The sequence below is a fragment of the Ruminococcus flavefaciens genome (assembly GCF_900108555.1).
Lineage (GTDB): Bacteria > Bacillota > Clostridia > Oscillospirales > Ruminococcaceae > Ruminococcus > Ruminococcus flavefaciens_P.
The window spans coordinates 16,022-30,495 of sequence record NZ_FNWV01000010.1; the positions used below are offsets into that span (position 1 = coordinate 16,022).

At 45.1% G+C, this 14,474-nt stretch carries 7 protein-coding genes; 3 read left to right on the plus strand and 4 right to left on the minus strand.

The genetic code is table 11. The features are described from left to right. Positions 1-144: 144 nt before the first annotated feature. Positions 145-2,124, plus strand: a complete 1,980-nt coding sequence (locus BLW60_RS12625; RefSeq protein WP_074717957.1) for a DUF5620 domain-containing protein — start codon at positions 145-147, stop codon at positions 2,122-2,124. 87 nt (positions 2,125-2,211) lie between these two features. Here BLW60_RS12625 and BLW60_RS17300 read toward each other — a convergent pair whose 3' ends face one another. Further along, positions 2,212-2,343, minus strand: a complete 132-nt coding sequence (locus tag BLW60_RS17300) for a hypothetical protein (RefSeq protein WP_278289922.1) — start codon at positions 2,341-2,343, stop codon at positions 2,212-2,214. Positions 2,344-2,424: 81 nt separating this feature from the next. Here BLW60_RS17300 and BLW60_RS12630 point away from each other — a divergent pair, with 81 nt between their 5' ends. Further along, the gene (locus tag BLW60_RS12630) at positions 2,425-4,695 is read left to right on the plus strand and encodes a D-alanyl-D-alanine carboxypeptidase family protein (RefSeq protein WP_074717959.1); all 2,271 of its coding nucleotides are present in this window, start codon (positions 2,425-2,427) and stop codon (positions 4,693-4,695) included. Between the two features lie 746 nt (positions 4,696-5,441). After that, complete coding sequence (locus tag BLW60_RS12635; protein ID WP_074717961.1) at positions 5,442-7,907, plus strand: ABC transporter substrate-binding protein; 2,466 nt, start codon at positions 5,442-5,444, stop codon at positions 7,905-7,907. Between the two features lie 206 nt (positions 7,908-8,113). Here the strand turns inward: BLW60_RS12635 and BLW60_RS12640 are convergent, their stop codons facing one another. The 3 genes from BLW60_RS12640 to uvrB all read right to left on the minus strand — a co-directional run bounded on the left by BLW60_RS12640 (position 8,114) and on the right by uvrB (position 14,217). After that, complete coding sequence (locus BLW60_RS12640; protein ID WP_431768016.1) at positions 8,114-10,153, minus strand: cellulase family glycosylhydrolase; 2,040 nt, start codon at positions 10,151-10,153, stop codon at positions 8,114-8,116. Positions 10,154-10,222: 69 nt separating this feature from the next. Then, entirely contained in the window at positions 10,223-11,983 is a 1,761-nt protein-coding gene (locus BLW60_RS12645) for a cellulase family glycosylhydrolase (protein ID WP_431768017.1), read from the minus strand. 272 nt (positions 11,984-12,255) lie between these two features. Beyond that, positions 12,256-14,217: an excinuclease ABC subunit UvrB gene (gene uvrB / locus BLW60_RS12650; RefSeq protein ID WP_074717967.1), complete on the minus strand. Its 1,962-nt coding sequence runs from the start codon at positions 14,215-14,217 to the stop codon at positions 12,256-12,258. Positions 14,218-14,474 lie beyond the last annotated feature (257 nt).

Here is a 14,474-nt window from a genome sequence, read left to right on the forward strand (position 1 = left end):
TCATAACATCTTAAAACATTATGCCGAATTTCACTGCTTGTTAACAATTTATTAACATTTCAATGTCATAAGAGTGCTATAATGTGCGTGTACAGCAATGTACTATCTTATTTTATTTAATCTTATCTGAAAGGATGATACACAATGAAAAACCATCTCTCCAACCGAATAACCGCTTCTGTAATGAGCCTCGCAATGGCAGTTACTGCACTTCCGTTATATGCTATGCCCGCTGTTGCTGCAACTCCGTCGGGAAATATAGCAGCTGTCAGAAACGTAGGGCTGTCTCAGACTATGAAGGTAGACTCTGTATACAAGGGCACTTTCCCGGAGGGCGGTGCTGACTCTGTTACATTCACTCTGAGCACAAGCTACTCGGGACAGAGCTTTTCATACGGCTTCGGCTGCTCAACTGAGGAAGATCCTTACTGGCTCGAACTTGACAAGAGCGGCAAGTGGATGGAAGGCGGAAAAAATTCAAAGGTAGAGGGTACTGCCTGCAAGCTTGACAAATCATCGAGCACTATCACTATCGACCTTAAAAAGGCTGGTATAAAGCCGGGCGGCTCATTTGAATTCAGATGCTATTATTCAGCACACTGGGATAACTCCAAGAGTGATATGGTTGACAACTCCGTAACTCTCACAAGTGTTGATTTCAAGGGTGGAAGCAGCTCATCTTCTTCATCTTCAAGCAGCAGCTCATCTACAACATCAAAGAACGCAAAGAGCGGCGCATGGAGCTTCAAGGACAACAAGGACGGTACTGCTACAATTTCATCAACTGTAACAAAACAGCTTGATGACCTTGATTATAAGCTCACAGTAGGCTATGATGAGGACTATTACACTTCAAAGGGAGAAAAGATAACAGACGACTCCCCTATCAACAGCCATAAATTCAAGTACAGCGATTTCGGCATAACCGAGACCGAGGGCATTACCATAGAGTCACTTGATGTTATCGTCGAGACAGATTTCGACGTTGATAAATTCATGTACGGCTGCGGAACCAACGTAGAAAAAGGCTCTCCTGCCGATACAGAATACGCTAAGAGCGGTATAATAGAGGGCAAGGATACTGCCGGCTACTGGTACAACGAAATGGGCGAGGACTCACGCAAGGAATTCGAGGACGCAGGCGTTGAATTCGGTATCAAGGATATAGGCGAAGGTACGACTCTCGAAAGCGCCGGCAAATGGATAGAATGTGTATGGGACGTTCCTGCCGAAGTACAGAAATATCAGACCACAGCAGGAAACGATTCTATCGGCTTCCAGTTCTGGTACGGCACAAAGGATGCTGCAAAGTATACCGAGATCACCGAAAAAGATGATGTTACTATCACAAGTGCTGCACTTACATATACAATAACCAAGACTATCCCCTATACCAAGTCTGTAAAGAATACTATAGGCAAGTCGCTTGACTGCACAGCTACATCTGATTCTAAGAAGAACCTTGAAGTTGATTATGCCGACCTTGGTATAGAGAAAGATATGAAGGTCTACGCTATCAGATTTGATGTTTCCGCAAAGAAGGACGTAAAGAAGCTTGTTTACGGCACAGGTACAGGCACGACAAATAAAGCTGATGATTACTGGTATCAGGAGCCTGTAAACTCTGTTATACTCAACGCAGGCAAGTCCGCAGAGATAATGTGGGTACTTCCTACGACCATCACAGGTGACAAGCCCGAAAAGAACATCGTAAATCCTGACGGAAAGGTCGTATTCGGCTATTACTACGGTGAGTCCGACTCTATCACAGTTGACGATATCGAGGTATACTACGATGTAGTTGAGACAACAACAACTACTACGACCACGACCACTACTACAACCACCACAACGACTACTTCGCCCACACCAAAGGTAACAGTATGGGGCGATGCTAACTGCGACGGCGACATGGATCTCAGCGACGCCGTGATCATAATGCAGAGCCTTGCAAATCCTAACAAGTACGGCGTAAATGGTACTGACGATCACCACATCACCGAACAGGGTATCGCAAACGGTGACGTATACCAGAACGGTACAGGACTCACATCAAACGATGCTGCATCTATACAGAAGAGACTTCTCAATCTCATTACTGAGCTTCCCGAGTCATATAAATAAGAAGATGATCTCGGGACAAACCGTTTTTCACAAGCTGTTTTACCGAAAAATGGTAAAATTATACATTATATAAAAAACAAACATTGTTCAAGAGCTGCCGTTATCGGGCAGCTCTTTTTTATGGAAAACACCGAAAAACGTCAAAATAGCCTTGTTTTTTCGCGTTTCATCTTCCATTTCAGTTCCAAGCGTGATATAATGAAATCTGCCGTTTAACATAATCATATAACAATAAGCGGTATTCGTGTTGTAAAAAGCACAAAATGATATATATCGACACAATTATAGAAGGAGAAAAATATGAATGTCAAAAGATTTTTAGTGTCTGTGCTTTCCTTTGCATTATGTACAGGACAGCTTTCCACATTCGCTGCCAACGCTGAATATCCTCACAACGTTACTTCAAACAGCTCAGCTGCGATCGCTTATGCAGATACAGCGGAAGTAACAGCACAAGCCAACATTCATTCCGTTAAGGGAGCATCACAGGCAGCCGCCATAAACGCTCTTGGTGATGTGAATAACGACAAGTTTATTGACGCAAACGATGCATCGCTGATACTGAAGGCATACGCAAAGATCTCAAACAATATGTCCTCAGGTCTTACCTTTGAACAGGCTAATGCAGCTGATGTAAACACAGATCATCACATTGATTCTATCGACGCTTCGTGCATACTTTCATATTACTCCTACGCCTCCACAAACGGGACTCTTTCGCTTGAGGACTTCCTCAAGACTGACAAGCCGTCCACAACAACGACCACTACTACAGCAGCCCCTGCCACGACTACAACGACAGCTGTATCAACAACTGTCTCCAAGACCACAACTGCTGTATCCACCTCAAAAACCTCTTCATCATCTAAAGCAACCACAACAACAACAACAACAACAACAGCAGCAGCCTCCTCAACTACGACCACAAAGGCTGTAACATCATCGACTACTGCTGCATCAACAACTACAACAGCTGCACCTGTCGTATCTATAGTATCAGCACCTCCAACAACATCAACAACAAGCGTTACAAGTTCTGCTGCTACAACTACTTCCGTGACCACAACAGCTGTTCCCACATCAACAACTACACTTACCGCTGCAACTACTACTTATCAGGATCCTTACAAAGTACAGGGAATAAAGCTCAGCAAGACCGAGATGACTCTTACTGTAGGCGACGGCGGCGGAATATCATACGTTACTATGCTCCCACTGACTGTAACAGACTATCGTGATATATGGAGCTGCTCCGACGAGCGCGTAGCAATAGTTGACAACGAAGGCTGGATATTCCCTCTTGCTGAAGGAAACTGCATAGTCACCGTACAGAGCATAAACAACCCTGCCGTCAAGGCTGAGATAAAGGTCACAGTAAAGGACCCCAACAAGGTAACATCAATGAAGCTCAGCAAATACAATATGTCCATACCTATAGGCGGCGGCGATATAGCTTATGTGACGATGCTTCCTTCAAGTGCGACAAACAAGAAAGAAACATGGAAAAGCTCTGACGAAAGCGTCGCAACCGTTGATCCATCAGGCTGGGTAAGCGGTGTTTCCGAAGGAACCTGTACAATAACAGTCACAAGCAGATCAAATCCTGATGTAAAAGCAACTATAAATGTTATAGTAACCGATCCGAAAAAGGTAAGAGAGATAAAGCTTAGCAAATACGAAATGGATATTGCTGTGGGCGGCAAGGATATCGCATACGTTACAATGCTCCCATTAACAGCAGAAAACACCGAGGAAGTATGGACAAGCTCAAATCCTGCAATCGCCAGCGTTGACGCGTACGGCAATATCAAGGGTATAGCACCAGGAAAGTGCGTAATATCAGTAATAAGCAAAGCAAACCCGAATATAAAGGCTGATATATCAGTTACAGTACACAGCGGTTCTGTTGTCACTACTTCTTCAACATCTTCAACTACTACCACAACAACAACTACTACGACACTGACTTCAACTACCACAACATCGACCACTACAACTACTTCAACTGCCACAACTACAGTAACTCAGTCCGCACACCTTGTTCAGACAATAAACGGTGCAACATATATCGACGGTATATTAGTTGTAAACAAGACCTACAGTCTCCCCGAAAACTTTAGTGCGACTGCACTTAATCCCCTTGCACTTGACAGCTTCAACAAGCTTGCAGAAGATGCTGCAAAGCTGGGACTCAAGATACAGTGTTCATCAGGCTTCCGTTCATACGCTACACAGAAAGCGATATACAATAACTATGTAGCTTCCGACGGACAGGCAGCAGCCGATACATATTCCGCAAGACCGGGACATTCGGAACACCAGACAGGTCTTGCCATAGACGTAAATTCCATAAGCAATGATTTCTTAGGAACTCCCGAGTGTGAATGGCTCGCAAAGAACGCTCACAAATACGGCTTTATAATCCGTTATCCAAAGGGCAAGGAAGCCATAACAGGCTATCGCTATGAACCGTGGCATATAAGATATCTCGGAGTAGATACAGCCACAGCAGTTTACAACAGCGGTCTGTGCCTTGAAGAATACCTTGGTATCGACTCATACTACAGATAAACAGCAAAGCTGCCGAAGTCTCGGCAGCTTTATTTTATATGAAAGCAGCCTTCCGAAGCTTCGCCGTATGTCGGGAAGCTATTCACGGGAACAAGACTGCTCCACCTCCTGACGACGCGCTCATATTGCCGCTTACATTATATTATGCAGAAAGCGAAAAAAAGTACAAAGAAATTTCTTACAGCACACATAAATATTATTGTAAATATTGTCAGAATTATGTAACCGATGAAATACATTCCGTAAGCAATTGATTTCCAAACTGTATTCAAACCGTGATTGCTCTGTTATTGCAAATCCGTCCCCCATGATATATAATATAGTCATACCAAGGAAAAACACACTCATAAAAAACTTCATTGTTCCCCCCGTGAAGTGTCTAACATACCTCCGGACGCTTCAACTGAGACGGACTCGCACACACCCCGTCTATGAACACACCTTTCAGGAAAAAGAGGAAAAACCGCCGGCGCAATAGTGTCGGCGGTTCTCTTTTTCGCATTGTTTTATTTTTTCAAAAACTTTTTTCTGAATTTCTGTCACAAAAGCTTTGAAAAAAGCGTTTATATAAGTGTGGGGACAATCAGTAACATATAAAAGTGATTTGAATGGCATAAAAGGCCGACCTGCGCACTTGGTCTGTGTATACAGATAACAGCTGCAATATTTGTGCAAAGGTCATAGGCACTGTGCTTTTTATGCTTAACAAATCACCTTTATATGAAAAAACCGAAAGGAGCCCCGACATGAATAAAAACTCATCACGAATACTTGCATTTACTTTTTCAGCTTGTATCGCACTTTGTTCCTGTTCCGAAACAAAAAAGAATTCTCACGACTCTGAAAAGCAGTCATTAAAGGAAAACAACTCAGCAACACAGTCTCTTACTGAGCTTTCCGAAAACTCATACAAGCTGGTAAAATACAAAACTATCGACAAGGCAGCATACCTTTATGATATAACGAGAGCAAAGGACGGCTTTTACTACGCCAGCGGCGACGATACAAGCCACACTAACGCTGACTCCGCCGCTTCCGCTCCGTATATATATAAAATAAGCTCAGACTTTTCAGATTTTCAGAAAATAGAGCTTGAACTTCCCGAAGCCGCCAAGCAAGCCGATGAAATAAACAACTTCATAGTTTATAACGCAAACGGCGATATTGCAGTTTTTTACACATTTATCGACAATGGTGATATGGAAGAGCCCGAAGAATACGATGAAAACTTCGATTATGAAGCTTTTTACGAAAATCAGACAGCTTCCTACGGCATCTGCTTCTATAATAATGACGGAACCATCAGGAAGTTCATTGACTTAGGCAGCATGGAGTCCGAAAATTCAGAGGACGATAGCTTAATTTATCATTTAGCCATAGCAATGCCCGACAGTGATACTGTAGTTACATTTTACAGCCATAATAAAATAGATATCTTCAAAAGCGATGCAAACCATGAAACTATCACTGTTCCCGATGAGTTTTTACAATACTGCGATCCTCAGCTCCTTACAGGCAGCGACGGAAAAAGCTATCTGAGCATTGTCTCTGCCGGTAAAGATCCCAGTTCAACACAAAACAAGATACTTGAAATAGATACAGATACCAATGAGCTGAAAGACCCTTTTTATACTGAAAATTCGGCTAATTACATTCCGACAGGTCCATATCATTACATCACGGGCTGCGGCGACTATCTGTTCATCGGCAGCAATGAAGATGAAGTCATGGGCATAAAGGCTGACGGAACATCTGAAACTATCCTCAAATGGGTAGATGCAGATACAACAGAAATGCGTATCATTCCTGCTGACAATGACGAATTCTACTGCCTCAGCTACAATAATTACGGTAATGAGCCTTCCCTTGAGCTGTATAAGCTCGTACACCGCCAGGCAGGCGAGCTCGACAATGTACAGATCATAACAATGGCTTCATTCGGCTCTAATCCGCTGAATTCCTATATAAGCAAGTTCAACCGCGAACAGGATAAGTACAGGATACAGTCCGTTGACTATTCAACTGAGCTTACTCCAGAGGATATGGAGGACAAGTCTCCTCAGTCCATTGCCGAACGAAACAAAAACGACTTCAACAAGCTTGAAATTGATATAACCGCAGGCAAATGCCCTGATATATTGATGCTGAGCAGAAGCGATACCGCACTTCTCGGCAAAAAGGGTGCGCTTCTTGACCTCTATACCCTTATGGATAATGACTCCGAGGTCAACCGTGATACGGTAGCACCAAATATACTCAAGGCACTTGAAAGCCGCGAAGGCAAGCTCTACTCGATAACACCGAGCTTTACAGTCAATACCTTTGCAGCAAAGAAGAAATTCGTTGACCACGAAAACTGGACATTGCAGGAAATGATCGACCTTTACGACAGAATGGATACCGCTTCCAAGCGTTACAGTACAATGGACAAATCCGAGGTATTCTGTATGATGCTATACGCCGACAGCGACCTCGTTGACATAGAAAGATCGGAATGTCATTTTGACACCCCCGAGTTCATAGAAAAACTGAAATTCTGCAACAGATTTGTTGACGAAATGGAATTTGCCGACAAGTCCGGCGATGATGCCTACCAAAGGTATTGGGAGGAATATTCACGCAGATTTACAGACGATCAGGATATCATTTCAAATGTGATGCTCTGCGGTGACCGCGATCTTGGCTATGAACAGATCGAATTCGGCGAAGATATCACATTGGTCGGATTTCCCACATCAAACGGCAAGGGCGGCAAGCTCGAGCCGAGCTATGAATTCTCTATAGGTGCAGGATCATCTGTTAAGGAAGGTGCATGGGAGTTCATCAAGATGATACTCAGCGACGCTTCCGATGAGAATATCGACGCAGGCAAGGGCAACATTTCAGACGGCTATCCTGTTTTAATGAAGGATCTCGACAATAAGATCGACAGTATGTCTAAGGTAAAAGCTTACGATGAAAACGGAAATTTAATAGAGTCAACGACCTACACTATACAGGGTATCCCCATAAACACTCCCACAAAGGAAGAGCTTGCAGACCTTAAACGATATATACTCAGCTGTGATACATTAAAGTATTCAATGGACGATGATGCTTATGCAATATGCATTGAAGAAGCAGAAGAGTACTTCCATGGCGGAAAGTCCGCAGAGGAAGCTGCTAAAATGATGCAGAACCGCATATCTCTCATTGTCAGCGAGAAGAGCTGAGTATATAAAAGACATCTTCTATTATGCTTTTTTCATAATATTCTCTATATTTCAGGGAAACGGCAGTCATAATAATGGCTGCCGTTTTTCTTTACAAAAAAATTTTCATGATATTCAATGGTTTTCCGTTGAAAAAAACACTTTTTCAGCCCCCTTATAGAAAGCATAAAAAATCGGCACAGCTTTCGCCGTGCCGATAATTATATTTACTTTCCTGTCTTTGGATCAAACTTTCCGAGGAGGTAGAGCTGTATCCTTACAGCGTCGTTATTAGTAACGCTGCCGTTATTGTTTACAACAGAAGCATTGTTAAGACCAGCCTGTGTGATGTGGTTCTTGTCAGTACCGTTCACACCGTACTTATTCGGGTTAGCAAGGCTCTGCATGATAAGAACAACGTCCGACATATCAACTTCGCCGTCACCGTTTGAATCTCCCCAAACAGTACCTGTTACCTCAGGAACAGCTGATGTTGTTGTAGGAAGCTGACCTGATCCTATATCAGTACCCTTAATAGTTGTGATTGTGGTTGAACTTGTAGTTACAGTTGCAGAAGTAGTTGTCTTGCTTGTTGTAGCAGATGTTGTAGTAGTTGTAGTCTCCTTGCTTGTTGTAGAAGTTTTAGTTGTAGTTGTTGTGGTAGTAGTTGTAGTTGTAGGCTGTGAAGTAGTTATTGTTACCTTAGGCTCAACGACTATAGGAGTACCGCCGCCTGCCTTGCCGCCGTCAAGGTTGCTCTTTGCGCCTGATGAATAGAACTGATTGAGTGAAAGACCGTTGTCACCGAGAGCTGTCTGGTGGTCGAGACCGATATACTTACCAGAATCTGTCTGCCAGAGCGACTTCTCGAACAGGCTGTACTTATTGTTATCCCAGTTCATGAATGTAGAATCAAGAAGTCCGCCTGTATCGCCTGAGTTAGGATTGATACACCAGAATGTGTGGTTGATATGATTGTTTATCATATAATCACGGAGAAGCTCCATCCACTTCTGGTTAGCACCCTTGTCCATATGACCGCCCCACTCACCGATGAGGAGAGGTGCGATATCTTCCTTATTGATGTATGCCCATGTGTCATACCAATAATCATCAAGAAGAGTCTCTGTAGTAAAGTTCTTGTTGAACCATGTCTGTGCATAAACTGACGGGCCGTAATCGTGAGGTGAATATACTATCTGTGAAGACTCGGGAAGTACAGGAAGCTCCTTTACACCTCTGAGGTTTCCGCCCCACCAAGCACCGTACCATTTTTCTTCACCTGGCTCCGGATTAAACTTATCTGCATCGTCCCATGTTATGTTCTTGTCGAACATAGGAGACTGCTCGATACCTTCAACGAGGATAAGAGCGTTCGGATTTACAGCGAGGATAGACTTAGCACACTCTTCTGCTGAGTATCTCCAGTTGTTCTTATCTGTAGAGTCGTCCCACTTAGCCATATTTGCAGGGCACTCGGTTCCGTTGTAGCCGCGCTTACCGTGAGGCTCGTTCTTGAGGTCATAAGCAACGATAGTATCATCATTTGCATACTTCTTAGCGAGCCATGTGATAGAGTCCTTCCAATCGTCCCAGGTTATCTTAGCCTTTGAGAAGTGACCTGTAGCCATACCATCACAGTCCTCTGCTGTCGGCTCATAGTACCAGAGGTTATAGTTATGACCTGAATTGTGTGAAGCAGGGCTGTGAACATCAATGAGAGCCTTGATACCATACTTCTTGCACTTCTGCATGATGATATCAAAAATAGCCATTGAATCCTTGAGTGTCTTACCGTCAGACTCAACGAATTCCTTGTTGATATTTCCGTACTTACCTGCCGGAGTAATAGTACCGTCCTCGCCTACTTCGTCCTGAGGAGGATTGTAGCTTGCCTGTACTGAGCTGACAGGAAGCGGTTTACCGTCCATCCATGAAAGCAAGAGCTCTGTGGAAATAGGGAAACGGATAATGTTGATACCGTGATCCGCAACGCTCTTGAGGAGATCGTCAACATCTCTTGCATACAGACCATGAGGAACGTTCTCGGTACAGTTAAGACCGAACCAGTTAGCACCTGTGAGCCATACTTCGTTTCCGTTCATGTCGTAGAGTCGGCTTCCCTTTGCGTGGAGCCAGTCGTCATTGTTGTCATCGGCAGCAATAGCTACACCGATGGTGTCTGGCGCAACTGCCGGTGCATAGTAAGCAGCACCTGATACAGTCAGCGCAGCTGCGGCAGCAACAGCTGCCAGTGATTTTAAGATCTTCATATTTTTTTCCCTCTCTGATTATATATTTTCCGCACCGCCCGTATCAGCAGCGCGGTATGAAGCTTATTTTACAGGAAGCGACTTATACTTGCCAAGGAGATACATCTGTATAGCCTGTGCATCGTTGGTAGTTATGCCGTTTCCGTTTCCCTCAACATCGGCATTTGCAGAGCCTTCTTTTGTGAGGTGGTGTTCATCTGTTCCGCTTGTTCCGTACTTATTAGGATTAGCAAGTGACTGCATTATGAGAACAGCGTCTGCAAGATCGACCTGACCGTCGCAATTAGCATCTCCGAATAAGCGATTACTGACGTCCACAACAGATGTGGTAGTTGTAGTTGTTGCAGCAGATGAAGAAGTAGTAGTTTTGGAAGTAGTTGTAGTGGTCGTCTTTGCAGGATCAGCATCAACTGTCTTGCCGTCTGATTTCTTTCCACCGTCAAGGTTGCTTCCCTCTGAAGCAGCGTAATTAGCGTAGAAATCGTTCAGTGAGATACCGTCCTTGCCCAGTGCTACCTGATGATCGAGACCGATGAACTTCTTTGAAGTCGAGGTCTTCCATATAGCAGGATAGTAATATGTCTCATACTTTTCCGTATCCCAGTTTATAGTTGTCTTTCCGACCATAGTGCCGTCAGACCCCTGTGTTACGCCGAACTGGATATCCTTCCAGAGTCCGCCCGTATCACCTGAATCGTCATTGAGACACCAGAATGTATGATTGATATGATTTTTTATCATATAATCACGGAGAAGTCCGAGCCATTTCTCGTTATCTCCGCCGTCAAGACGTCCGCCCCATTCTCCGATGAGGAGAGGATACATATCCTTGTCCACAAGGTATGCCCATGTTTCGTACCAGTAATCATCAAGGAGTGTTTTCTCTGTAAAGTTCTTGTTGAACCATGTCTGGTCACTTACTACAGGGCCGTAGTCGTGAGGTGAGTATACTATCTGAGATGTTCCCGAAGCAGGCTTTACAGGATATTTTGCAACACCGCGGAGGTTTCCGCCCCACCATGCGCCGTGTCCCTCAAAGCCTTCAACGCCCTCGATAAGAATGAGTGCGTGGGGATTTTTTTCGAGTATAGCGTCAGCACAGTCCTGTGCTGCCTTTTTCCAGTTATTCGGAGCATTGGAGTCGTCCCATATCGCATCTACAGGAGCTCCGCCGTATTTGCTGTGAGGCTCGTTCTTCAGATCGAAGCCTATAAGTGTATCATCGCCCTTGTAGTGGTCTGCGCACCATGCAAGAGTTTCTATCCAGACATCGGTAGTAACTTCAACTTTCTTTCCGTCACGTCCCGTGAAGCTCTTGCCGTACCAGAGTCCGTAGTTGTGTCCCGAGTTATTGGATTCGGGGCTGTGGATATCAATGAAGCACTTTACGCCGTACTTCTTGCACTTAGCAAGGAGGATATCGAAGAGCTCCATGCTGTTTACAACGCTTCCGTCGGACTTGATAAGGTCAACGTTGAACGGATAGCTTGGATCGTTATTAGGATTGATGCTTCCTACAGGATCGGGATCTCCTACCATCCAGTTGTAGAGCAGCTCCGTGGAAACAGGAAGTCTGAGCACGTTTACACCGTGATCGGCAATATCCTTTACCATGTCGTCGATATCGCCGCTCCAGAGATAGTGAGGTGAGCACTCGGTACAGTTGAAACCGAACCAGTTTGCGCCCGTGAGCCATACCTCGTTTCCGTTCATGTCGTAGAGTCGGCTTCCTTTTGCGTGGAGCCAGTCGTCATTGTTTGTGTCAACTGCACAAGCTGTCATCGTTGTCTGACTAAGACAAGGTGCTGCTCCTGTCAAAGTCATTGCTGCAGCAGAAACTAACGCTGCAACAGAGCGTGTAATTTTTTTCATTATTTAATTTCCCCTCTCATAGTACACTTTTTCCAGTATACTAATATTACCTATATTGTAGCATTTCAGTACAAAAATGTCAATAGTTTTGGTTGTATTGAGTGCAGAATACAGGCAAATAATAATGAATTAACGAAAAGACAGGTGAGCAAAAACATTATGCCGCACTCTATACTTTAATAATCGTAAAAGCGCGGCATAATCGGACATAAAATATTGATTTTTTAGCTTTCTCTCAGTTCCTGTATCTTATCACGGAGATATGCAGCGTGTTCAAACTCAAGCAACTTTGCCGCATTCTTCATTTCCACGGTGAGCTTGTCTATGAGATGCTGCTTCTCGGAAGCCGACATCTTCTTCTTTTTCGTCTTTTCCTCCACCTTGTTCTTGGAGGTAATTTCCAGAACATCGCGGACTTCCTTGATGATAGTCTTTGGCACTATACCGTGCTCCTCGTTGAACGCCATTTGCAGTGAGCGGCGGCGTTCGGTCTCGGTTATGGCTCTCTCCATTGAACCTGTTACGGAGTCGGCATACATTATGACCTGACCCTTGGCATTTCTTGCTGCTCGTCCTATGGTCTGGATAAGGGAAGTCTCACTTCTCAGGAAGCCCTCCTTGTCCGCATCGAGTATGGCGATAAGGCTTACCTCCGGTATATCAAGTCCCTCACGGAGAAGGTTGATACCAACGAGTACGTCGAATACTCCCTCGCGGAGATCCTTGATTATCTCCATACGTTCGATAGTGTCGATATCATGGTGGAGATAACGGACTTTTACGCCCAGCTTTTCATAGTAAGAAGTCAAGTCCTCTGCCATTTTCTTCGTAAGAGTTGTAACAAGCACTCTCTCGTTAAGAGCGACACGCTCATTTATCTCGGACAGCAGGTCGTCCACCTGTCCGTGTGTGGGCTTTACGATTATCTCAGGGTCAACAAGTCCCGTAGGACGTATCACCTGCTCCACGATAGTATCAGTCTTTTCACGCTCTATCTGTCCGGGAGTCGCACTGACGTATATCGCCTGATGTATATGATCGTTGAACTCGTCAAAGTTCAGAGGACGGTTATCCATTGCACTGGGCAGACGGAAGCCGTAGTCCACAAGAGTAGTCTTTCTTGCGCGGTCGCCTGCGTACATAGCTCTTACCTGCGGCAGAGTAACATGGCTCTCGTCAACTATGAGGAGGAAGTCCTCGGGGAAGTGATCCATAAGCGTGAGAGGAGTACTTCCCGCAGGTCTGCCTGCAAGTACACGGGAGTAGTTCTCGACTCCGCTGCAATAGCCTACTTCACGGAGCATTTCCATATCGTAGTGTGTGCGCTGCTCGATACGCTGAGCCTCTATGAGCTTGTTGTTCTGCTGAAAATAGTCGATGCGCTCCGCAAGCTCGCGGTCGATCTCCGTAAGTGCAGCTTCAAGCTTGTCATCGCCTACAACATAGTGAGAAGCAGGGAAAATAGCCGCATGGGACACAACTGCCTTGACCTCGCCCGTTATCACGTTTATCTCGGAGATACGGTCTATTTCGTCGCCGAAGTACTCAACTCTTACAGCCGTATCCGTGGACATTGCAGGAAATATCTCCAGAACATCGCCGCGGACTCTGAACCTGTTACGCTCAAAAGCTATATCGTTTCTCTCGTAGCGTATCTTCACAAGCTCAGCAATGAGCTGATCGCGGGGCTTTTCAGCTCCCTGACGAATGGAAACGCACATGGAACGGTACTCCTCAGGACTACCGAGGGAGTATATACACGAAACACTGGCAACGATTATAACGTCACTGCGCTCCGCAAGAGCAGTTGTAGCGGAGTGGCGGAGCTTGTCTATCTCGTCGTTTATGGAGGAGTCCTTTTCGATGTAGCTGTCCGTGCTTGGCACGTAGGCTTCAGGCTGATAGTAGTCGTAGTAGGAAACGAAGTACTCAACGGCATTTTCGGGGAAGAACTCGCGGAACTCCGAGCAAAGCTGGGCTGCAAGTATCTTGTTATGGGCAAGTACGAGGGTAGGCTTGTTCACACGGGCGATAACGTTCGCCATAGTGAAGGTCTTTCCCGAACCCGTAACACCCAGGAGTATCTGCTCCTTTTTGCCAGACTGTATACCGTTTACAAGTTTGTCTATAGCCTGCGGCTGATCGCCTGCGGGCGCGTAGTTTGAACATAGCTTGAAGTGATCCATAGTTCCCCCTTTGGAAGTTGAGAGTTTAGAGTTGAGAGTTGAGAGTGTAGGGGCGCACACTGTGCGCCCGTGTCTTACATTAAAACAAATTTGGAACGAAATGTAGGGGGCGATGCCAACATCGCCCCGTCAATTTAAAGTTATTGTGTAGGGGCTGCCTTTGGCAGCCCGAATTTCCTTCAGTGTATCTTGCAGGCGCACACTTCGCCCCCCTACAGGCTAAAGGCTTGCGGAACGCCGAGGGCGGCGTTCCCTAC